Raw genomic sequence first — 25,145 nt, forward strand, 5'->3', positions numbered from 1 at the left:
AATTATGGTAAAATAGTTATCCTAAATAAAACTTAGGAAGTGTAATAACATGCTTTGGTTTAAAAATGCCATTATTTACCAACTTAATAATGACACCTTACTAAATAAAGACACTATTGAAAAAGCAGTCAAATCCCAACTTTTTACACCCTGTGGTAACCTTGATACCACTAAAATAGGTTGGGTATCACCTTATCGTGATGACAATCAAGATAATTTAATTATTGATATCAATGGACAATTCTTATTACGTATAAAAAAAGAGACAAAAATATTACCTGCGCCAGTTATCAAACAAGCATTATTGGAAAAGATAGATAAACAAGAGCAAACATTAAGTAGAAAATTAACTAAAAATGAGAAAGCGACATTAAAAGATGAGGTCATGATTGATCTCATGCCTCGAGCCTTTAGTAAATATAATCACTATTGGCTTTGGGTTGATACCGACAATAAACGTATCATTGTCGATAGTAGCAATTTTAAACAAGCCGAAGATATTTTAGCTATTTTACGTAAAGAGTTAGGTGCACTTGCCTTAACACCGTTATCAATTGATAAACCGCTAGAACAAATATTAACAACTTGGGCTAAAGAAAAACTTAGTTTTCCACCTTTTATATTAGGCGATCAAGCTGAATTGAAAGATCCGCTTGAAGGAAATGGCATTATTAGTTGTAAAAATCAAGATATCACTAGTGATGAAATGCTAATTCATTTTGATTCAGGAAAATGGATCACAAAAATGAAAATTATTGATGATAGAGGTGTGAATTTCATTGTACACAGTGATTTGACGTTAAAAAGAATCAAGTTTGATTCTATCATTTTAGATGAAAATGAAGATATTGGCTCAGATGAATTTGATAAGCGTCTCGAAGCTGATTTTATTATTATGTCAAACGTTTTAGCTAATACCATTAATGAGTTTACACTCGTGATTAACAAAATTATTTGATAATATTATTTAAATATTTTTTTAGTGTTGTATTATAAACTCTAGCTTTGCATATAAAGTATGCTATAATCACAAAAGATTATGTATAGCATAATTTACTTGAAGATAAATTATTATTAGTTTATTTCAAATAAACTTAAATAAAAACAAACTAAACAACGTCTATAACAACATATAAGTTGAGGCAAGAAAATGAAAAAAACAACTCTAGCTCTAGCAATCGCAGTTGCAAGCTTAACAGCTACTGCAGCTAATGCAGCATACGAAGACAACACTTTTTATACAGGTGCTAAATTAGGTTGGGGAGAACTCTATAGCTTAGATGCTCATAAAGTTCGCGGTGATGATGAAATTGGCATCAAAACTTCAGATCGTAGCAACGTTGCTGGCGGTGCATTTGTTGGTTTCCAAGCAAACCCTTATTTAGCATTTGAATTAGGCTATGATTGGTTAGGTTCAGCTAAATATAAAAGAACTTGGTCAGATGATAATACTAAAGCAGGTAACAGCAAAGTATCTGCACAAGGTGTTTCTTTAACTGGTAAATTAAGCTATCCATTATCATTCATCTCTGACGATTTAGATGTTTATGGTCGTGCTGGTGGTATGGTAACTATCGCTAAATGGAAAAATAGTGGTGATTATAAAGACTACTATGGTCATGGCGGCACTAAAACTGATGTATCACCAGTTTATGCATTAGGTCTTGATTATCGCTTCGACGAAGACTTCTCTACTCGTTTAGAATACCAATACACTCAACATATTCATACTAAAAGTGATGCATCACCTGATTCAGGCTTGTTAACTTTAGGTATTACTTACCGTTTAGGTTCTCCAGCAGTTGCTGCTCCAGAAGTTGAAGTTAAAACTCAAGAAAACCGTTATGTATTAAACGAAGATGTTCTATTTGCTTATGCAAAAGCTGATTTAAAACCAGAAGGACGTCAAGCACTTGATAACCTATTAACATCTCTTGTTAAAATTAACCCAACTCAAAGTGCAATCGTTGTAATTGGCCATACAGACCGTATTGGTTCAGACAGCTACAACCAAAAACTATCTGAACAACGTGCACATTCAGTAATGAAATACCTAGTAGAAAAAGGTGTTCCAGCTGATTTAATTAGTGCTCGTGGTATGGGTAAATCTCAACCAGTTACAGGTACTAAATGTAATGCACTTCGCGGCGCTGACTTAAAAGCATGTTTAGCACCAGATCGTCGTGTTGAAATTGAAGTTAAAGCACGTAACGTTAAAGAAGTGAAAGTGATCGACTCAACCAATTAATTTTGATTGATTTAATCACTAAAACCCGGCATCAGCCGGGTTTTTTATTTATAAGATTTGGTTAGTAACTAAATAATATATCACCTTCGATCTATAAATTACCCACAAAAAAGATTATAATCAGTACTGTTTTGTTAGTAATTATAATTAAAGGGGTTATTGTGCCTACCGCTATTTGGCAAGATTGTCTTTCTCAATTACAAGAAGAACTTCCGACAACTGAATTTAATTTATGGATTCGGCCATTGCAAGCGGAAATGGTTGATAATAAACTTTATATCTATGCCCCAAATAGATTTGTGCTCGATTGGGTTCGAAATAAATATCTCTCAACTATATCACAACTATTAAATAAACATTTCAATAACGATTCTTTAAAGCTATATCTTGAAGTTGGCTCTACGTTATCAATTGATAAAAAAGTAAAAAAAGAACAACCGAAAGCTGATCTGGCTCCTGCATGGAAAACAACCAAAGAAAATAATAGTAACCATAGTTATCATTCAGGAATCAATCAAAAACATACCTTTGATAGTTTTGTAGAAGGCAAATCTAACCAACTTGCTGTCGCGGCGGCAAAACAAGTTGCTGAAAACCCAGGTAAAGCCTATAACCCATTATTTTTATATGGATCAACGGGTTTGGGTAAAACACATTTATTGCACGCAGTTGGTAACCAAATAATTGAAGAACAAAATAATGCTAAAGTTGTTTATATGCATTCGGAACGATTTGTGCAAGATATGGTCAAAGCATTACAAAATAATGCTATTGAAGAATTTAAAAATTACTATCGATCAGTCGATGCGTTATTAATTGATGATATACAATTTTTTGCCAATAAAGAGCGTTCACAAGAAGAATTTTTTCATACTTTTAACTCATTATTAGAAGGTAATCAACAAATTATCTTGACATCTGATCGCTATCCTAAAGAAATAAATGGTGTTGAAGATCGTTTAAAATCACGTTTTGGCTGGGGACTAACAATAGCAATAGAACCGCCAGAACTTGAAACTCGCGTTGCAATACTAATGAAAAAAGCAGAAGAAAATCATATAAAGTTACTTGAAGAAGTGGCATTTTTTATTGCTAAACGCTTACGCTCTAATGTACGAGAACTAGAAGGTGCATTAAACCGAGTTATTGCTAATGCTAATTTTACAGGTAAAGCGATAACGATTGATTTTGTTAAAGATGCGTTAAAAGATTTACTCGCATTGCAAGAAAAACTCGTTACTATTGAAAATATTCAAAAAACTGTGGCGGAATATTATAAAATTAAAGTATCGGACCTATTATCTAAACGCCGCTCTCGCTCTGTAGCAAGACCTCGTCAAGTTGCGATGGCATTAGCGAAAGAATTAACCAATAAAAGTTTACCTGAAATTGGTGATGGATTTGGTGGCAGAGATCACACTACCGTTTTACATGCATGTCGAAAAATTGCAGAATTAAAAGAAGAAAACAATGATATTAAAGAGGATTATTCCAATTTAATTCGAACATTATCAACTTAAAAAAGAATCAACATTATGAAATTTATTATTGATCGCGAAAAACTTATTAAACCACTGCAACTTGTCAGCGCACCTTTAAGTAGCCGTCCAACGTTACCCATTTTAGGTAATTTATTATTACAAGTGAACGATAATACTTTATCAATGACAGGCACCGATCTTGAAATCGAAATGATTGCGCATTTACCTTTAACTGAAGCAAATGAACCGGGTGCGACAACAGTCCCAGCAAGAAAATTCCTCGATATCTGTCGAAATTTACCCAATAATGCGCAAATTTCGATAACCGTTGACGATAATCGATTAATAATTCAATCGGGTCGAAGTAAATTTTCCTTAGCAACCTTACCAGCTAGTGACTTTCCTAATTTAGAAAATTGGCAAAGTGATGTTGATCTTGCGGTTCCGCAAAAAACAATAAAACGACTTATTGATGCTGTTCAATTTTCAATGGCTAATCAAGATGTAAGATATTACTTAAATGGTATGTTATTTGAAATTGAAGACGGACTATTAAAGACAGTTGCAACTGATGGGCATCGTTTAGCCGTTTGCGCTCAACCAATTGGTCAAAATATTGCTAGCCCTTGCTCAGTGATTATGCCAAGAAAAGGCGTGATAGAACTTGCAAAATTAGTTGCCGATAATGAAGAACCGATCAATATGCAAATTGGTAATAATAATTTACGTGTTAATCTTGGCGATTTTACCTTCACCTCAAAACTCATCGATGGTAGATTTCCCGACTATAAACGCGTATTACCTAGAAACCCAGATAAACCACTTGAAGTATCTTGTGATGAATTAAGAAATGCATTATCTCGCGTGGCAATTTTATCCAACGAAAAATTTCGTGGAATAAGATTATACGTACATAATGATCAGATAAAAATTACTGCCAATAACCCAGAACAAGAAGAAGCTGAAGAATTAATTGATGTTAAATATCAATCATCAGAACTCGAAATCGGCTTCAATGTCACCTATTTATTAGATATATTAAATACTCTAAGATGTGATAGCGTACAACTTTTATTAACTGATGCAACATCCAGTGTTCAAATTGAAGATATCAATGATCAATCTGCTACATATGTTGTCATGCCAATGCGCTTATAATCATAACTTCTCTTAGCTTCCGATCCAGTCGGAAGCCTTATTTAATACTATATGACAATTTCACAAATCAAAATTCATCATTTTCGTAATATTGATCATGCCGAGTTATCGTTATCTCGGCATTTCAACTATATCATTGGTGATAATGGTAGTGGAAAAACAAGCCTACTTGAAGCAATATACATGCTTGGACATGGCCGAGCATTTAGGCATATTCAATCCAATCGGATTATACAACATGAACAACCTGAATTAATTTTATTTAGCCAAATTGAATCTGCCAATCAACAAACCCGCACAATTGGCTTATCAAAAACACGCAATAATGAAAATAAAATAAAAATTGATGGTGATGAAGGTTTTCGGCTCACTGATTTAGCAAAACTATTGCCTATTGAACTCATTACGCCAGAGGGTTTTGATTTACTCACTGGTGGTCCTAAATATCGACGAGCTTTTATCGATTGGGGCTGCTTTCACCATTATCCCGAATTTGTCTATCTTTGGAACAATTTAAAACGATTATATAAACAGCGTAATGCGTTATTAAAACAATCTTATAACTATAACCAACTATTACCTTGGGATAAACAGCTAGTTCCGGTTGCTGAAAAAATAAGCCAGATTAGGGCTGATTATACTCAACATATTTTTCCAGAAATTATAAAAACCTGTGAAGATTTTCTACCTGAATATCAATTAAATTGCCTGTACTATCAAGGTTGGGAACACAGCAGTGATTATGCAGAAATACTTTATAAGCAATTTGAACGAGATAAATTAATTAATTATACCTCACAAGGTCCACATAAAGCAGATATCAAATTGCGAGTTGACAACATTCCCGTTGAAGATCTTTTATCACGTGGTCAGTTAAAACTACTCATGTGTGCTTTACGTTTATCACAAGGTGAGTATTATTCAAAACAAACAGGGCAATCATGTATCTATTTAATTGATGATTTTGCTTCTGAACTTGATAACAATAAACGAAATCTATTAGCAAAACGTTTAAAACTTGCAAATTCACAAGTGTTTATTACAGCCGTTAACCAAGACCAAATAACCCAGATGATCGATGAAAATGATAAGATTTTTAACATAAAATCTGGTATAATTTCATAATTGTACGAAACGATAAAAGAAATTAAATAGGTCAAAAAATCCATGTCTAACTCTTATGATTCATCTAGTATTAAAGTGCTTAAAGGGCTTGATGCAGTCCGCAAACGTCCTGGTATGTATATTGGAGATACCGATGATGGAACAGGCCTTCATCATATGGTTTTTGAAGTCGTTGATAATGCCATTGACGAAGCATTAGCTGGTTACTGTAACCATATCGAAGTAATCATTCACCCTGATAATTCTGTATCCGTTCGTGATGATGGACGTGGTATTCCAACCGGTATTCATAAAGAAGAAGGTATCTCAGCGGCTGAAGTCATCATGACTGTTTTACATGCTGGTGGTAAATTTGATGATAATTCCTATAAAGTATCGGGTGGTTTACACGGTGTTGGTGTTTCGGTAGTTAATGCTTTATCTGATAAATTAGAACTTGTCATTTATCGTGAAGGAAAAATACACAAACAAACCTATCATTTAGGTGTGCCAGAAGAACCACTTAAAGTTATTGGTGAAACCACTGAATCAGGGACTTATGTTCGTTTCTGGCCAAGTCCAAAAACGTTCACCAATATTGAATTTGTCTATGAGCATTTAGCAAAAAGGCTACGTGAACTATCATTTTTAAATTCTGGCGTTTCTATTAAATTAATTGATGAACGTACAGGTAAAAGTGAACACTACCATTATGAAGGTGGTATTAAAGCATTTGTAGAATATTTGAATAAGAATAAGAATCCAATTCATCCTAAAATATTCTACTTTAGTACCGAAAAAGATAATATTGGTGTTGAAGTTGCATTGCAATGGAATGATGGTTACCAAGAAAATATCTACTGTTTTACTAATAATATTCCTCAACGTGATGGTGGTACCCATTTAGCCGGTTTTCGTGGCGCCATGACTCGTACACTAAATAATTACATGGAAAGCGAAGGATACAGTAAAAAAGCAAAAATTAGTGCCACCGGTGACGATGCACGTGAAGGGCTTATTGCTGTCGTATCTGTCAAGGTTCCTGATCCTAAATTCTCATCACAAACAAAAGACAAATTGGTTTCATCAGAAGTTAAATCAGCAGTAGAATCGGTTATGGGTGAAAAGTTAACCGAATACCTACTTGAAAATCCTTCTGATGCGAAAATTGTTGTCGGTAAAATTATTGATGCAGCCAGAGCGCGTGAAGCAGCACGTAAAGCACGTGAAATGACTCGACGCAAAGGTGCATTGGATTTAGGCGGTTTACCAGGCAAACTTGCTGACTGCCAAGAAAAAGATCCTGCTTTATCTGAACTTTATTTAGTGGAAGGGGACTCTGCGGGCGGTTCAGCCAAACAAGGACGAAACCGTAAAAACCAAGCAATTTTACCATTAAAAGGTAAAATTCTAAATGTTGAAAAAGCTCGCTTTGACAAAATGCTCTCTTCTCAAGAAGTCGCAACATTAATTACAGCATTAGGTTGTGGGATTGGTCGTGATGAGTATAATCCAGATAAAATGCGATATCATAGCATTATCATTATGACCGATGCCGATGTCGATGGTTCACATATTCGCACATTATTACTCACGTTTTTCTATCGTCAAATGCCTGAAATTATTGAGCGTGGTTATGTTTATATCGCACAACCTCCACTCTATAAAGTTAAAAAAGGCAAACAAGAACAATACATTAAAGATGATGATGCAATGACACAATTCCAAATTGCATTAGCGTTAGAAGATGCCTCATTACATGTTAATGATCATGCCCCTGCACTTGCTGGTGAAGCGCTTGAAAAACTGATTGCTGAATATCAAAAAGTTGAAAAACTCATTACCAAAATGGAACGCCGTTATCCTAAAGCGTTACTTTCTGAATTGGTTTATCATGATGTGTTAGATGAAAAGATTTTACAAAATCAACAATCAGCACAACATTGGGCTAAAACCATTATTGATAATTTAACCAGCAAAGAACAACACGGTAGCAGTTATCGCTATTCTGCTGATTATAATGATAAAACACAATTATATGTGCCAGTAATTAAAGTAAGAACACATGGTGTTGATAATAACTATGCATTAGATCAAGTGTTTATTCATAGTAATGAATATCGTAATATTTGTCATTTAGGTGCGCAATTAAAAGGTTTACTGGAAGATGGTGCTTTCATTCAACGAGGTGATCGCAAACAGCCAGTTAACTCATTTGAAGAAGCAGTAGAATGGTTAATCAAAGAATCACGTCGTGGTTTAACCATTCAACGCTATAAAGGGCTTGGTGAAATGAACCCAGAACAGTTATGGGAAACAACTATGGATCCAACCAGCCGTCGCATGTTACAAGTGACCATAAAAGATGCAATCGAAGCTGATCAGCTGTTTACTACCTTAATGGGAGATGAAGTTGAACCACGTCGGTTATTTATTGAAGAAAATGCGTTAAAAGCGGCTAATCTTGATTTTTAACAGCCTATCAACCCTATTACAGATAACAAAAAACCAGATAAATATCTGGTTTTTTTTATTGTGATGGCTAAAGCAAGTTATACTTATCTTTTAAAATAAGTTAATGCCTTAATTGTCTTTATTGGCAAACAGGTCTATTTATTTTCAAATCAGACACCGCATTGTTCATCTGTTTAATCATATCTTTTGGGCTCTGAGCGATATAGACCTTCCCTCCGGTCATATCCGCAACACAATCAATTTTATGTTCGCCTGCTATATCGACAATATTAATTTTCAATTTTGGTTTCTGCGTCGAAATATAATTCGCTAAAGTACAAATATTGTTCTTTGAACAGCTATCTTCACCATCACTGATGATCAAGATATAATCATTACGATTCACACCATCTAGCATACTACTCGCTTTTTCAAGTCCACTATAAAGTGGTGTTCCACCCCCACCAGCACCTGATGGATTAAGTCTAGTGATATTATTTTTTAAAATACTACGACCAGCATAATCATAAAATTGCGTAAAATTTGCCGCCGGACAGCGATTTAACGTGACAAGCGATATACCAATATTGGGTTGTATTTTATCGATACTAGATAACGCTACGCTTTTACTTGTCGATAAACGGCTCGGTAAACGCGTCATTTTTTTCTGATAATCAGCCTTTTCCTGTTCGGACATATAACGAGGATAACCATAAGACAGATATTGAAAGAATTGCTCAACTTCTGCTGGCGATTCAGCTAAAGTTGCAGTCATCGAAAGGGAATTATCAAACACAATAACCATTTTTGATGGATTCGGATTGTTCTTTATCTCATCTTGGGTGATACAATTAGGCGGATTTTTAACCTTAGGTTTTGGTTTAACTTTCGGTACTTCTTCAAAATTAATTACAGGCTCTGGCTCTATAGCAGGTACGGGAGCAGGTTCTGACGTAGCGACAACTTGCGGATCTTTCGGAGGTTCCACTACCGGAGCCGGCTTAGATACAGGTTCAGGTTTATTGACTAATACTGGCGGAATAATAATTAACTCAGGTACAGATTTCACCTTGTTTTCTGATGAAGATGGATAAAAAAAGTACCACAATAGGCTCAATAATCCTAGTAATAGCAATGCCAAAATTAACCAATACCACCAACGCCAAAATGATTTTGAAACCGTAACAGGGGGAATAACCGGTTGCGATAAAACGGGTTTTTCCAGATCGAAAATAATAACGGGTTCATCATTAATAACAAAAACTTGATTGGCTAAGTTTTTTATTCTAGGCAACCATGAAGCTATCAATTTTTGTTGTTCATCATTTAAAGGAATTGATTTAATCGCCGTTTCAATATCATTAATTCGCGTGGTTAATGTATCTTTTATTTTTTGCTTATGCGATTCATCTGCAACATTATCAATTAATATCGGTTGCCCTTCAAGATTAGTATACCAACCTAAATAGTCATTGTTACTCATAAGTTTAGGTATAGCAAAAATGGAAAAAGTGCGTTCTGTCAAATGCGGTTTTAACAACGATAACACTAAGGAGTATTGCTCCAATAAAGCCAACTTAGTTGAATCATTATGATCAATTGAAATCCGGGTTATTCGTTGCATTATTCACGCATTTCCTTCTATTTTGAACATAGAATAAACAAGCTTATTAACTCAAGGCTGTTTTTATCAACAACATCAAAAATTTATTATCGCTTTACACTACTCACAAATCGGTTTACTAATATTCATATCAGACACAGCATGATTCATTTGATTGACAATTTCTGTTGGATTTTGTGCTATGTAAACTTTACCACCAGTACTTTGAGCAACACAGTCAATTTTATGTTGCCCTGCAATGTCGACAATATTAATTTTCAAACGTGGTTGCTTAGCCGCTATATTACTCGCTAACGTACAAATATTACTTTTCGTACAATTATCATCACCATCACTAATAATTAAAATATAGTCATCGCGGTTTACGCCATTAAGTAATTTACTGGCTTGTTGTATACCACTATAAAGTGGCGTTGCGCTGTTATATTCTAACGGATTTAATTTATTGATTTTATTTTTTAACTTTGATCGATTAGTATAATTATAAAATGATGTAGTTTGAGCGACCGGGCAACTTGTAAGTGTCACTAATGCGATATCAATATTTTGCTGTATTTTATCAATTGTGGATAATGCCACTTTTTTACTACTTGATAACCGATTAGGTAACCTAGTCATCTTTGCTTCATAAGCGTTGGCTTCACTTTCTGACATGGAATTCAAATTAGTTTTTAAATATTTATCTATTGCGGATTTTGACTCCATTAATGTCAATGTCATTGATGCTGAATTATCAAATATTATTACCATTTTAGATGCGTCATTATTATTGGCGACGTCTTCTTTTCGAATACAATTTTTAGCTACTGGCTCAGGCACAGGTTGCTGAACAACAGGTTCAGGCTCTTTCGTCGGTGGTTCAACAACAGGGGCTGGTGGCTTGTTAACTAACACAGGCGGAATAATTATTAACTCCGGAATAACATCAGGCTTTTTATCTTTATTAAATGGACAAAAAAAGTACCATAACACGCCTAAAAGTCCTAATAGCAATAATGCCAATAATAACAAATACCACCATCGCCAAAATGATTTTGGGGCAACCTCAGGCGTAACCGGCGTAGGTTTGGGTAAAATTGGTTCTTCAAAAGAATTAACAATGACAGGTTCACCATTAACAATATAAATTTGATTACCTAAACTTTTAATTCTTGGTAACCAAGACGAAACTAATGTTTGTTGCTCACTATCTAAACGCATTGACTTAACGGATAATTCAATATCGTTGATCCGTGTTTGTAACGTTTCAGTAACTTGTTTCTTCACAAGTTCATCATTAACATTACTTAGTGAAGTAGGCTGTCCTTGAAGTTCGGTGTACCAACCTAAATATTGATTATCATCAATTAGTCGAGGCGTCGCAAGAATTGAAAATGTTCGTTCGGTTAAATGAGGTTTTAGCAACGATAACAAAGAATTATATTGATCCAATAAAGCCATTTTTTGTGAATCATTAGAGTCAACTATAATCCTTGCTATTCGTTGCATGCGTAATATATTCCTTAAATATAAGTTTTCAAATAAATAATACTATTGAGGGTCTCGTATAGTTAAATATTCAATGCTTTTTGTAATTGTTGAAGTTTTTTATTTAACTTATCTAGTTCGACCTGTTTTTCAACTTCTGACTTGCTTGATTTATTTACTTGATTATATTGTTGCTCAATGTCATTGACTTGTTTTAATAAATCGTCACGTCCTTTCGCTTTTGCTTTGATTTCGCTCGTTAATTTAGACAGATCTTGCTTTAACTTCTGCTGTTGAGCTTGTTTCTGTTTTACACTCAACGTAGTATCGTTTTTCTGTTTTTCGATATTTGCATAAATCTCTTTAAATTGTTGATTTGCCCTTTGTTCATTTTCTAGAATTTGTTTTTTCTGATCAATTCTAGCCTGATAATTACCGGAATAATTGCAACTTATTTTATCCATAATACCGATATTAGTATTTTTAGGATCACATTGTTCTGGAGTTGTAGAACAACCTGCGAGTAAAACAAGTGAGAAAGCAGAGATAAAAGATATTTTTTTCATAATTAACCAACCTTAACAGCTGAACGTTGTTGAGTAACTAAATTAATTTGTTTTTCAAGTGCTGCTATTTGTTTATGTAATTGACCGATTTCTTTATCCAATCTGGTGACATTTACACCTGATTGTTGTTCCTGAACAGACAGATTAACCCAATCATTTTCAACTTTCTTAATCCGTTTTAATTTATCATTTAAGTAAGCAATATTCGCATCGATTTGAGTTAACTCTTTCTGAGCTTGTTTTTTATTGACACTTTCGCTTTTAATTTGTTGATTTAGCGCATTAAGGGTAGCTAAATTTCTATCCACAACATCTTTAGCACTTTGAGTAATTGATTGCACTTCGGCGGTATTTTGTTGAACATCTTGAATATAGGCATCAATGCGCGCTTCAGCATCAGCATATTCTGCTCGTTTTTTATCCAAGTAATAATTTCCACCCATCATTACCCCACAACCGACAGCGGCAGAAGCAAGGCATGCAGCGGGTTTTCCACCCAACAACACACAGCCAAGCCCTGTAATACCTGCACCTATAGCACAAGATTGCCATGCAGATTTACTAAAAAATTCAGCGGTTGTACCTTTAGTCAATTCAGGATCGACATTTTTTGTACTCGCTCCGCCAGATGTAGATTGGCACCCAGTTAAAACGAGTGAGATGCATAAAGCAAGTGTACCTATCATTTTGTTCATTATTTCTTTCCTTTTATCTCATTACAAGCTTGCAGCCAAGTTGTTCTTTCGATCTTACCTGATTCAATATATTGATTAATATGTTGTAAATAAAGTTTTAAGTAATCACTCATATTCGCTTTACCACTGTTTTCTAAAATAAATTGAGTGGGTTGTGCTTGCTCATCAATAGTATTTTTTTCATAATTTGATGCGGTACTAACAATGGTGTCGGCATAATATTTTAAAATAAAGTCCCTAGCACTTTTCGACTCATCGAGCACCTGTTTTAAATTATTGAGTTTTTCAGGTGAACACATACCACCATTATTGGCATTATCTGAATCTTTCGTTTCACAAACTTCATTATTCATGGTGTTATATAAATTATTATTATATTCAAATTTACTATTTAAGTCAGAGACATTCGCACATAAAAATGCACCTAACTGTAGCGCTGCTTGAATCGAGCGGTTTCGCTGTTCATCACGAGCTTGATTGGCACTACGTAAAAGTGTATTTAGTTGATTGAGTTCTTTTTTAGTCTTTTCATCTTCGACTTGTTTAGTGATTTTTTCAAGTTCACTCACCACATTTTGTTTTTGATTGGCTTCGGCCTCTGAACCTAATTCATTCCATTCTTTGTCTAATTCTTTAACAATATCGCTACTAGACATCACTTCGGTTGTATAGACCACACGAAAACCGACATCCATACTTTTATAAGCACTTTTATCATCATAATACGGTTTTTCAATACGAAAAGCAGTGGTGATTGACGATTCGGGTGTCAAATAACTGCCGCCTCTAACCGTCATACCACCAGGTTGACCATGATAACGATCAAGTTTGTTCATACGAAAAGAATCAAACATCATTTCGCTAGCATTGCCTAGCATATCATAAAGATCAACAGGATTAGGTTGTAAACGGCCTATAAGCTGTAATTTACCATTGGCTGATTTTGCGCCAGAAAACCATGCATAATTTTCTAAATTTTCAGTCATTGGGAAACGCATTTCACGAAACTCAGAATCTGTCACTTTTGAACCTCCCCGAGCTGCATATTCCCATTCGGTATTATTAGGTAGACGGATATAACCTTTCGGTAAGGTATTAGCATTAATCTTCGGCTGATTTTCAATCAACCAACGATTATATTTATCAGTAAAAGCAACAGCATCAAACCAACTAATGTTGGTAATAGGAAAGGTAAGAGCTAGTTTTGCTGTGGGACAAGTATCACTCATCACAGCTTGATATTGCAAAGCGGTTATTTCATATTTACCAATCAAATAATAACGCTCTTTTCCCTTTTCAGAAAAACTACCAGAAATATAATTGGGGGTTGCATATTCGGCAAAACCGAGCTCTTTTTGATTACTGCCTAAAATAACTTTAATATCATCTAAAGGCTTATTCGTTGGTGTATAGATTTTTTTCATTACCAAACTACCATCACACGGCATAGGCAAAATAACATCATCTTTTGCGGGTTTTGGATTGAAAAAATTACTATTCCAAGGTTCAGCATAGCAACTCAACGGAAATAAACTTATAGTTAATCCCCAAAAAGCAATTTGTTTTAAGTTACGCTTCGCGTAAACTTTCTGCTGGTTGGATCTTAATAGCACGTCGACCTCCTATGGCTACAACGACACCTGAAATAACTATACACAACAAAAATGCAATGATAAGGTGGTAAAATTGTAAGCGACTTACAATTGGTTGTGAAATCAAATTTTTACCTAACACTGCATTAAAAGCATAATTTCCTAATAAAAATAGCACAAAGGAAACTAAAAACGCCAAACAACTCAATATAACGGCTTGATTGATTAAATACCCCATTATCGCTTTGGATTGAAAACCAAGTAATCGCATAAAAGCTATATCTTTACGCTTACGTTCAATATTTGATAGAAACGAACCCGCAAACGATAAAATACAACCTAGTCCTGCGGTTATCGCAATCACGCTAAAAATAAAATTGAGTACCCGATCAATCGCTTTAACATTTTCAATGACATTAGACTGTGTGCGTGTTTCGATGTTCTTTTCTCTTAATTTAAACGACAATGGCGCTACATTATCTAACGAATTTGCATAAATGCGAGCCCTTGCAAATAATGAATGAGGAGGCGGATTATTTTTACCGGTATTCGTTGCAAATAATTCACTTTGATAACCATCATAAAAATTTTCCATTGCAATGAGTAAATCTAAACTGACAAACGCAGCAGCACGACTATAGCGATTCTCAGGAATAATACCTTTGACCTCTAATTCAATTGATCCTTTCTCGAACTTGCCATCTAATTGACGGGTAATAAATAATTTTATATGACTACCCACAGTTACTTGCAATTTTTCCGCTGATAATGCACTTAATAAAATTTGAGTTTTATCATTGATAGAAGGCAAATCCTGTGTGAGCGGATCACCACTCGCTGTAGGAATAATTTCAGCACTGCTCACAAAGTGGCTTGAATCTTTGACTAAATCAGCTTGAGTATTAAGCGAACGCGTTAAAGGAATCACAAAGCCAGTTTCAGGCTGTTTTTTTATCCAGTCAAACATGGCATCATTCAGATTTAAATTCCCCACAATCTTTATTTCTAAATTTTGTGGATCATTAAGTAGTTGCTGCCGTAGCTGCGAAACTACGCCATATTTTAAGCTGAATAATAACAATAATGGCGTAATAACCGATATTACCGATGCGATAATACAAAATGAGACTTTTTTGTCGTACCATAAATCAGACAATGATAAACGGATGATTAGCAACCATTTTAATATCATTTTACTCATCGACGCTTACCTTGCTTTGTAATGGTAAAAAAACTGATGATTGTGGAGAGTTTAATTTGGCCGATAAAGTAAATAAACCTTTACTTGCAATACGTTGCCAATCATGCGTAACAATCATCGCGGCAATATTATCTTGTTTTGCCTGTTCAATAATCAAATCAAACAGTAAATTGGCGTTATAAGGATCTAACGCTGAAGTCGGCTCATCAGCGAGTAATAGTGCAGGTTTATGAATAATCGAACGAATAAACGATGCTCGTTGCCTTTCACCAATTGATAACTGCTTAGGATATTTACTGAGTAAATGCGCAATGTTAAGTTTGTCGACTAAATAATCAAATCTTGACATATCAACAGGTAACTGGAGCAATTTAAGTGGTAATACAATATTTTCCTGAATCGTCAAAAACGGCAGTAAACCACCTGTTTGTAACATAAATCCCAAATAGCGAGCACGTATAATCGCTAGTTCATCGATATCATTACGGTGAATTAATTTAGCTATATCAATATCGCTATTATCTAAAACCAATTTATAACAATCCAACTCATCAGGTTTTAAAATCATGCCGATCATTTCAAGCAACGTACTTTTACCCGACCCGCTATCGCCTTGTATCACGACAACTTGCCCTGCGTTTAATGATAGCTCTGGCAGGCAAACGTTAAAAAAAGATTTGCCTGTAGAGCGAGAGATGGCTAATTGCTTTATTGTTAACATGAGCTTTACGGTAACATTTCTAATGGGATAGGATAAACATTATCACGAGGATCACTACCTTCAGCTAATGAAATCCAACGATCAACATCGGCATTACATTTCTGATAATAACGAATTTTGCTATTAAGATTACGAATAAATTTTTCTTGTTCAAGTCCACTCATGCTTTTCCAAGTATCTTGATCCAGTCCAGTAACATCACTTTTATAAGGAATATTATCCAAATATTCGCCAAGCAAACCTAAATCAGCAATTTTGGTAACTGAATCTGACTTTAGTTTACTTGGATCTTGCCCCATAGCTGCGGCAACAGAACGTAATTGTGAAAACATATCATCAGAAGAAATCAATCCATCATTAGCCGCATGAGCAATCTTACTAACCACATCACTTAAGTCACTCAATTGCGATTTAGTTAATAAAATCCGAGGCTCTGCTGTTGGTATTGTTGGTTTGACAAAATCTTTATCCGCAATCCATGCTTTAAAAACTGAAGGGGCTTTAGTTCCATTGGTATCACCTAAATAAGCAAGCTGCATTGCTTTACTCAATAATAATGCATCTTTTAGCATATCCGAATCATCATCTTTAGCATTAAGTGCATTACCTACAGATGCTTCACCTTTATACGCTAATTTTACTTGTTCAGACAACGCATCAGCTAATAAATCAACCTTCTTACCAAATTCTTGAACATCACCAGCATTAACAGGGTAATAAAGTGATTTATGAATAAAATCATTGTAGGTTAAATCAGAATATTGCGCGGCAGCGACTTGATGATCTTTTTCACCACTTGGTGTTTTTAAATGCAGTGCATAAATAGCAACACCTTTATGCTGAGCTTCAAGCCTTAATTGCGCAGCATCCATACCAGTGCTAGACAGTTTATCGTCACCAGGAATGGCACTAGCATCAGTAATTAAAATCATATATCGCGCGCCAAAACTATTCCAATTAATATCATTTAGCGCTTGTGCAACACCTGCATAAGAATCTTCCGCAAAATAAGAAGTTGAAACAGTCGCTTGTTTGAGTGAAGCACTTAATTTCATGAACTCTTCTTTATTTTGAACTTTATTAGGATCAACAAAAATTTTAGAAACAAACTCCAATTTATCTGACGCTTTCAAACTAGAACGGAACGATACTAAACCAAATTTAACCTGATTTTGTAAGTGTTCCTTTTCAATATGTTGATAAACACGTTCAACCGCCTCTTTGGTTCTTGAAATATAAGGATCCATTGATATGGTTGAATCAATGACAAAAACAATTGCAGCTTTAAATGGTACAACTTGATTAGCCGCATCATCCGGGCTTTGATTATTAGGGGTACTAGAATTAGTGTTATTTTTAACCAATTTGTCTTGTTTACTCACTGAAGCGACTTCTAAAACTCGCTCATAAAAACCTTTACCATTCATTACCTCTTCACCTTGTAAAATAGGTAACAAATAAAAGTTCGTTTTAAAATCAATATACTCTTTCGGCTCTTGCGCCACAATTTCAGGCGTTGCTTTATCAGCATTTAGTGAGTCTCGAATGGGTTTTAACAAAGTTTCGGGCTGATCTGAATCTACAATTTTGGTTAAAGCCTCTTTATCTTTAAAAAATAATAGAGGATCACGATCAACCGGATTGGTAAAAACCAATGTCATTTGCATATTCCATGCTATTGCACAGGAATTATTTATCCAACCTACTGTATTACCATATGAATCAGGCCCAATACTAAGCCACTCTTGATTATTATCTGTTTTTCGTTCATACACATAATATCGAGAAAAAGCAGGTAATGTCGCGCCTGTTGGATCAGTAATATTTTTTTTCAATTCACAAGTTGGTGTACTTAACACTCGTTGATAAAGTGTTGTTTTACCTTCTTGTTTTAGTGGTTCAGCAGCTAAACTTATCAACGGCATACAGGCAAAAGTTAGACTGATAACTAATTTTGAAACGGCTATTTTTTTCATACCTGTGTTCCCCATTATTTTTGTAACTCGTCTAATCGTTCTTTAGCTAATGTATTATTCGGATCATGGTCTAACGCAGTTTCATACCAATAACTTGCTGTACCTTTATCTGCTTTAAAACAATTATTTGTTTGATAAAACTTTTCGTCATACTCTTTAGCATAAAGGAAAGCAATCTGTCCATTTTGCTGGGCTTGATTTGCATATAGACGCTGAGCAATATTACATTTATCCGCCTTTTTTGCGTCATTAATTAACTGGATAATTGCCTGAGTATCTGGCTTGGTTTGTAAACACTGTTGAATAAAAGCCAGATCGTCTGTTGTGGTACTATTTAAACTGCATTGCGTATTAACTTGAGCTGTAGGTTCGACAGGTTGTGTTTTTTGAAACACTAAAAAATACCATGCAGCTAGACCAAGACCAGCTAAAATCAATAGAACAATGATAATAGTGATAACCAAGCCTAATTTATTTTTCGATTTTTTTAACTGAGGAGTCTGAGCAATCTCTGGTTCAATTACTGTTTCGACCTCAAGTTTAACCGGCTCAACAAGGTCATCATTTTGCGTCTCAATGTTGGGGGTTTGTTCAGGCTCTTCAGGTAGTTCAACAGGTTCAGTAAGTGATTTGGTTTCAACCGGTGAATTATCTGAAGACGGTTGTACAACATTTAATGCTGTTGAAGCTAGTACATCTTCGGCAATACTAACAACACCACCATCAATATAACGTTGGTTTTGTTTGTCACGTAACTGTATTAAAAACCGTTTAGTATTGTCTTGAGATAATAATGAATCAACTAACCATTCACTCACATAACCGCTAATTTGTTGATTATCCACTGACAAATCAGCTATTGAATGCCAACTCTTTTCGGGTCCCCATTGTTGCAAACCAGATAAATAATAACCATCTTGATTACGCTGTATAAGCATATCGATATCAGCACTACCATTCCACTTTTTTGCCGAAAACTTCGCAATTCCAGGTTTATAACCTTCTAATTCAATTCTTAATGCCATAATATCCTCTATTTCGCTTCCCAATCGCCAACCTATTTTGTCATTCAGTTATCAATAACAAAATTTTCATTTAAAATCAGGAAGATCTAATATTATTTTTTGTTAATTTTTCAATCTTATTGTTATAACATTAATTTATATAAGCTTGCTTAAAGCTAGCCAAAATCTCGCCTAGACGACTATTTTGTTCTTGACTAATTTCACGCCCAGCATGATGTCCAATGTTTTCTTGAGCAAGCATAGCAAATGCAATAAACCAATCGAATATTGCATACTGAGAATAATTTTTAGTTTTCTCATCTAATATAGGCAATGGATGCGATTGCTGATGCGTAAATTCAGCTACCGGTGAAGAAAAAATAGGTTTACCTTGATTCACCCGGCTCATTGGTATATCAACTGCTTGCCCCTGAACAAAACCAAGCCAAGCAATAAAATCTGCTAACAAAGTATGAATGGTGCTCACTTGTCTTGACTCAAGATCATCACGTTTACTACCTGTATTTTCATTATTTAAAATGCGATCAGTTAAATTTGCCTCAAGCTTTAAACGATTTGCAGCTGTGATTAACTCTTCGACGATAAAAGATAACGATTTCTGATTTAAACCAAAAAACTGCAAAACATGTTTATCTAATACCATATTTCTTAAATAATCCAACCAAGCGGTAAAAACTGTTTTGGCTAATTTTGACTCTGTAGGTAACGAAGATGTAAGCGTCACTTCAGAAGAAAAGGTTGCATCAGAAAATAACTCAAAATCAGTATTTAAGCCAAAATCAGTTGATAAATCATCACTATTTGCATGCACATTATTAGTATCTTGAGTTGTTTCAGTATCAATATTACTCGTATGATAAAGCGCACGGATAGTTTGATCTGGCAGTTCTAAAGTTTTGAGTAATTCGCCAAGTAATAATGCTTTCCCTTGTAGTTCTTTCACTACATCAGTAATAATTTGTTTTTTCTTACTTAATTCTTCATCACTATCAGCATGATACCAAGTATCAAAACGCATATTTATAATATAATCAATTTTTTCATTAAGCTGTTCTAAAATACGCTGTTGCTTAACTTCAGTAATGGCAACTTGTTCTAAATATTGGCTAATGCGTTCAATACCCCCATCATTTAGCTGCAACATAGCATCCCACGCTGTAGCCGGTTGATTAACATATTGTTCAATATCGGGATTTTCAATAAACGTTTTTTTCAATAGCAACATTTTCTGTTGATAACTATCGTTATAAGATAATTCACGGTTAGAAGTAGCATCAACGTTTAAAAACGGCACATCAAAACCGGGTTTTCGCACTAAAAAAACATTATTGAATTTATGACCATTTGACCAATTTGTTAACCAATCATAATTACCAAAGCGCTCTAAAATAGTTTGTTGTAGTAATCCACCTTTACCCCAGCTATTTTTGAGATTATCTTCTGAAAGTATTAATGAGCTACCAATACGTTTATCAAACATGGTAATCGCCCATAATAATCCTGCTTTTTTTGTCGCTCTTTTTTCAGCTGTCTCACCTTGGGTTTTATCAATCCAACGTTCAAGCACAGGGCCGACATCATTAACATCAGACTGTTTGTCTGATGGCGTACAGACAACAAGCACGTTCATTTCTTGATTATCAGTGTATTTTTCAAAAAGATAAGCCACTTTACCTCGCAATAAAAGCTGAGCGATCGGGTTACCTTCTTTAACATCAGAGACAGAAATCAAATTCAAACGACCGCGATACCCAGGAAAATCAAGCAAATCAACTTTTTCAAAAGTGGCAACACGTGTTGGATTGACTAAAGGAAAAATCAGCTCAGCAGTCAAGAACGCTAATTGAGCGATAGATATTGTAGTTGGTCCACCATTTAATGGAGTAATAGTGACTTGAGTATCGCGATCGGTATTTAATCGTTCAAGAATATCGACGTTCATAATGCTATCAATTTGCGATTTAACGCCATTATTATCTTTCACTAAGACCGATAGTGGGGCATAAACAGTATCAACATGGTTTAAGCTGGTTAACGTCGTGGCAAGTTGGGTATAAGTCACAGTCAATTCGTTTATGCCACCCCATAACACCGAAAAAAGTTCACCACGATCAGGTATTGAAAGATATGGGAGTAATTGCATCGCCTTTTCCCAATATCCGCCTTTCAATCCTTCTAAAGCATTGCCAAAATTTTCGGAAAGATAATCATAAAGATCAACAATATCGTCTTCGCTTATGCCGCCAGTACGCTCAGTTTGCTTCTTGCCTTCGAGCTGTAGAAGCAGCTGCTTCAATGAAGAGAATTCGATTTTATTCGTGATTTTTTGTTGATCAAAATCTTTAAAATAAGCATTAATTAAAATTTTTACAATTTCAATCTCTTGAAATAATCTTAATTCTAATGGGTAGTTGGCTATTCCCCCTTTGGCTATACGACTAAAACGGGTAACCAGTCCAGTTGCTTCTTTACCACTTCCAACAGGATTAACATGTTCAATAAAGTCTAACACTTCATTGTCAACAACTGTTTCAAGTTTACCGTTTTCACCGGCAGCTAGTGCCGAGATAAGATAAGATTTACCCGCTTGCGATAATCCAAAAAAACCGACCGCCACAGATTTACTTGAGACATCACCCAATCTTTTGGCTGTATTACGTAAACGACGAAGATCAAGAATTAAGTTATCAGCCTCGCTATTCAATCGTTTGGATGAATCACGAGTCTGTTTCACCCATTCAATCGCTTGTGCTGACGCTTGATACACTTGATCCCAAGATTTAGGAAGTTGTTCATTTAAATTATTCATCGTTTTATCATTCCACTATCAAGCCAATATTGTGTACTTATTAATCCAGAATTAACCATTGTATTTAGGTTCAATTTAATATCCTGATTTTTATTACAAGCACGCCCATCAGAAGCTTTAACGTCTTTAATATAAAAATTCTCAATGGTTTTTTGTCGACTTTTTATGCCTAATGTCACTTCTAATACCACACCTTCAGTACTCAAGCGTTTAGCTACTTCACTGTTTTCTATGGTTAAAATATAAATTGGTGACGCCGGCCAACGCTCGATTTCTAATTGCTTGAAACCGAGCCGTGTAGTACCACGGATCTCAAAAGAGGTATCAGGAAAGTCATAATCAGGATCATCTAAATCAATATCTCGATAATAAACATTTTCCTTTTTTATCATATTAAGATTATCTAAAAGACCAATATATTTAACTGTAGAATATAAATCGATATTTGATGATCTAAAATAAAAATTAGGTAAACGTAAATTTTTACTTAAAAAGCATAACATAGCGCCAACAGCCGCGGTTGTTTTAGGATCGTCAATACGTTCTTGTTTATGGAATGGATACCAACCGCCAGTATAATAACCATGTAATGGTAAGATTCTTCCCGCTGGAATCGACAAGCGCGATCGAAAATAACTTTGTACACCAGGTAAACGTGACGGGCGACCGGTTAACAATAATACATCACATTGATAACAACTAATGATTTCAGACAGTGCGTCAAACGTTTTACAAATATTGTAATAATCGCCACGTATAAATAAATAATGGATTCGTTTAAGATTAATCTCAATATTTAAATCCAATACTGAAAAAGTAGGATTATTCAGTGCTCGCCGAATCGGTTCATTAATAAAATTAAGCACATGATCAGTCATGACATTATGCTGTAATAGCTCCCTAAAAGTAGCATTATACACATGTTGCTCAGCATGCAGCGGATCATAAAGCTCATATCTTTTTAGTACTTGCAAACCCAATGGCGTAAATAACTGTAAAGTCAGTTGTTGACGTAATACAGCATCTTGAATAGAAAGCTGCTGAGAACCAATAATTGTGGATAAAATTGGATTAGGATCAGTAAGCCCAGCTTGTTTTAAGCCATTAGTCAAAGCTGTGAGCACAGTGTCTTGAATAATATCAAGTAAGATATCATCACCCGCCACTTTAAAGCCATCACGAAAACGTTGAATTGGAACAATATAAGCATTACTGCTATTGATTTGCTTGCTGGTTCCATAATCAAGCTCATAATCGTTTATAACTAAATCGGTTGTGCCACCACCAATATCTACTGTTGCAATTGTGAGTTTTTGTTTATTGGTTTTATCTGGACGTACCATTGATGCAATAAATTCTTCACTGCGCCCATTGTAATTATTTTGTGTTTCGTTAAATAAATATACAACTTGTCCACAAGTCGCTTCATCCCATTGGATATAAACTTCGGGGATGTTTGGCCAAACACTTTTTAATTGTTCTGGATTATTAAAATCAATATTATCATCAGAACTATCCCAACCAAGACTTTTCCATACAAGTCCAATAGCTTGGTATACACAACTTTTAAAAATGGCTTGTTCTGGTTTTGGCATTGCAGGTGGAATAGTCAAAATAATAGAACGTAGGTTCCGTGGCGTTTTAGCGTGTTCGAGTTTATTACGTTGCGCAACACTATTCATCTGCATTAATGCATGCATCAAAACTTCACATAACATGAATGTCATTAATGAACTTCGCGAATATTTTGGATGAAAAACCGGCATTTTACGTTCAAATTCTTCATCTACATCATTGCTCAAAATATGTAGTGCTTCACCATATTCGTTAATTAAACTCGAAAATGGTTCAGCGGTGGCAAAGGGTTCATGATCACTTTTTACATAATGGGAATTAAAACGCCAACCTTGCTCATATTTATCTTGATCCCATAAATAGCGTTTAGGACTAGAAAGACCAGTAGCACCTTCATTGCCTTCTCGTTGACTTGCTAAACGGCTTGCCTCAGCCCCAACACGAACAATACTTGGCCAACGAAACGTGTCTCGCCTTCCACTTTGTAACGAAAAATGTTCCTTACCAAAAAAAGTTTGCGCAAATTCAACACGGCTTTCGAAAGGTTCATTATAGATATGCTCAGGCTGACCTAAATCACGGATTTCAAGCTCATAACGACGATTTAAGCTATCTTTATCTTGCACATGATCTTCAATCAATATTCCACAAGTGCGTGAATTACCCACATCAAGGATCATATCAACGGGTATTGATTTAATCACATCATCTTTAGCATTTGATACAATCTTAATGGTTGGTAATTGTAATGAATCAGCAAGTAAATTGATGATATTTAGATAGTGTCCATAATAAGCTTTATTATTAATTTCTGTATTAATATCATCTTTATGTATTTTTAAACGATCAGTTTGAGGTGCTAGCTCTTGAAATAAATCAATTAGCCAGCTAGTTACCCATTTAAGTTCTAAATACCATGAAACGTGATCTGAACGATGTGCCAAACTAAATACCGCTCCAGTTTTAACATCATTTTCGGTAGGCGCTAAATAGATCACATCTTGCATATTGGTGAAAATTTTAGTATCAAATGCAAAGGTGATGCGATGGGTATTGCCATCAGGATCTTCGCCCTCAGGAATACTGACAATTCGCACACGACTCCAATTATGTGGTCCTTTATCAAAACGTTCTGGAGGAATCGATCTTAAGACAGGAATTGGCAACCAAATCCCATCATATAATTTTAGTGATTGCTCAACACTAATTTCTTGTGTTGGTTTAACCGCAAAAGATAAATCATCTGGCGCAAAAAATTTACCACTCTCGGCATTCTCAATCAGTCTTATTAATGCCCCGCTTTCAGATGGGTCAATAAAATAACCATTTAATTTACTGCGCCATTGATTATCTTTCCAATCTATCTTAAGTGCAAAATCAAGAAACTGAATACCACTATTCATAATAAGTGTGACTTCTTGACCATAATTGCGTAATTCTGGAAGCATA

The 25,145-nt window shown here is 35.0% G+C and carries 17 protein-coding genes; 6 read left to right on the forward strand and 11 right to left on the reverse strand.

The features are described from left to right. Positions 1-49: 49 nt before the first annotated feature. From A9G03_RS02170 to gyrB, 6 genes are all read left to right on the forward strand, one after another. Positions 50-958: a recombination-associated protein RdgC gene (locus A9G03_RS02170; RefSeq protein ID WP_065634525.1), complete on the forward strand. Its 909-nt coding sequence runs from the start codon at positions 50-52 to the stop codon at positions 956-958. A 192-nt stretch (positions 959-1,150) separates the two neighbouring features. Then, positions 1,151-2,248 (forward strand): porin OmpA, encoded by a 1,098-nt coding sequence (gene ompA / locus A9G03_RS02175; RefSeq protein WP_065634524.1) that lies wholly within the window; start codon positions 1,151-1,153, stop codon positions 2,246-2,248. Positions 2,249-2,409: 161 nt separating this feature from the next. Then, positions 2,410-3,768, forward strand: a complete 1,359-nt coding sequence (gene dnaA / locus A9G03_RS02180; RefSeq protein WP_065634523.1) for a chromosomal replication initiator protein DnaA — start codon at positions 2,410-2,412, stop codon at positions 3,766-3,768. 15 nt (positions 3,769-3,783) lie between these two features. Beyond that, complete coding sequence (gene dnaN, locus A9G03_RS02185) at positions 3,784-4,887, forward strand: DNA polymerase III subunit beta (protein ID WP_065634522.1); 1,104 nt, start codon at positions 3,784-3,786, stop codon at positions 4,885-4,887. Positions 4,888-4,938: 51 nt separating this feature from the next. Beyond that, entirely contained in the window at positions 4,939-6,012 is a 1,074-nt protein-coding gene (recF, locus tag A9G03_RS02190) for a DNA replication/repair protein RecF (protein ID WP_065634521.1), read from the forward strand. A gap of 42 nt (positions 6,013-6,054) precedes the next feature. Further along, on the forward strand, positions 6,055-8,466 hold the full coding sequence (gene gyrB, locus A9G03_RS02195; RefSeq protein WP_065634520.1) for a DNA topoisomerase (ATP-hydrolyzing) subunit B: 2,412 nt from the start codon (positions 6,055-6,057) through the stop codon (positions 8,464-8,466). Positions 8,467-8,584: 118 nt separating this feature from the next. On the opposite strand, the gene A9G03_RS02200 is transcribed toward gyrB, so the two are convergent. The 11 genes from A9G03_RS02200 to A9G03_RS02250 all read right to left on the reverse strand — a co-directional run bounded on the left by A9G03_RS02200 (position 8,585) and on the right by A9G03_RS02250 (position 25,144). Further along, positions 8,585-10,069, reverse strand: a complete 1,485-nt coding sequence (locus tag A9G03_RS02200) for a vWA domain-containing protein (RefSeq protein ID WP_065798310.1) — start codon at positions 10,067-10,069, stop codon at positions 8,585-8,587. A gap of 99 nt (positions 10,070-10,168) precedes the next feature. Then, positions 10,169-11,557 carry a VWA domain-containing protein gene (locus A9G03_RS02205; protein ID WP_065798311.1) on the reverse strand — a complete coding sequence of 463 codons (1,389 nt, stop codon included), beginning with the start codon at positions 11,555-11,557 and terminating at the stop codon, positions 10,169-10,171. A gap of 62 nt (positions 11,558-11,619) precedes the next feature. Then, positions 11,620-12,102, reverse strand: a complete 483-nt coding sequence (locus tag A9G03_RS02210) for a hypothetical protein (RefSeq protein ID WP_065798312.1) — start codon at positions 12,100-12,102, stop codon at positions 11,620-11,622. A 2-nt stretch (positions 12,103-12,104) separates the two neighbouring features. After that, positions 12,105-12,797, reverse strand: a complete 693-nt coding sequence (locus tag A9G03_RS02215) for a hypothetical protein (protein ID WP_065634516.1) — start codon at positions 12,795-12,797, stop codon at positions 12,105-12,107. Next, entirely contained in the window at positions 12,797-14,410 is a 1,614-nt protein-coding gene (locus A9G03_RS02220) for an SUMF1/EgtB/PvdO family nonheme iron enzyme (protein WP_218837062.1), read from the reverse strand. Before A9G03_RS02220 ends, A9G03_RS02215 begins: the two co-directional genes overlap by 1 nt. Further along, the gene (locus tag A9G03_RS02225) at positions 14,367-15,590 is read right to left on the reverse strand and encodes an ABC transporter permease (RefSeq protein ID WP_065798313.1); all 1,224 of its coding nucleotides are present in this window, start codon (positions 15,588-15,590) and stop codon (positions 14,367-14,369) included. The genes A9G03_RS02220 and A9G03_RS02225 overlap by 44 nt, the downstream gene beginning before the upstream one ends. Next, positions 15,583-16,311 carry an ABC transporter ATP-binding protein gene (locus tag A9G03_RS02230; RefSeq protein ID WP_065798314.1) on the reverse strand — a complete coding sequence of 243 codons (729 nt, stop codon included), beginning with the start codon at positions 16,309-16,311 and terminating at the stop codon, positions 15,583-15,585. The genes A9G03_RS02225 and A9G03_RS02230 overlap by 8 nt, the downstream gene beginning before the upstream one ends. Before the next feature lie 5 nt (positions 16,312-16,316). Then, the gene (locus A9G03_RS02235; RefSeq protein WP_065798349.1) at positions 16,317-18,287 is read right to left on the reverse strand and encodes a vWA domain-containing protein; all 1,971 of its coding nucleotides are present in this window, start codon (positions 18,285-18,287) and stop codon (positions 16,317-16,319) included. Positions 18,288-18,301: 14 nt separating this feature from the next. Then, positions 18,302-19,312: a hypothetical protein gene (locus A9G03_RS02240; protein ID WP_065798315.1), complete on the reverse strand. Its 1,011-nt coding sequence runs from the start codon at positions 19,310-19,312 to the stop codon at positions 18,302-18,304. Between the two features lie 130 nt (positions 19,313-19,442). After that, complete coding sequence (locus A9G03_RS02245; RefSeq protein ID WP_065798316.1) at positions 19,443-22,121, reverse strand: putative virulence factor; 2,679 nt, start codon at positions 22,119-22,121, stop codon at positions 19,443-19,445. Continuing rightward, complete coding sequence (locus A9G03_RS02250; protein WP_065634511.1) at positions 22,118-25,144, reverse strand: virulence factor SrfB; 3,027 nt, start codon at positions 25,142-25,144, stop codon at positions 22,118-22,120. The genes A9G03_RS02245 and A9G03_RS02250 overlap by 4 nt, the downstream gene beginning before the upstream one ends. Position 25,145: the final 1 nt, after the last annotated feature.

The sequence above is a fragment of the Gilliamella sp. wkB171 genome (assembly GCF_001693755.1).
In the GTDB taxonomy this organism is placed as follows: Bacteria; Pseudomonadota; Gammaproteobacteria; order Enterobacterales; family Orbaceae; genus Gilliamella; species Gilliamella apicola_F.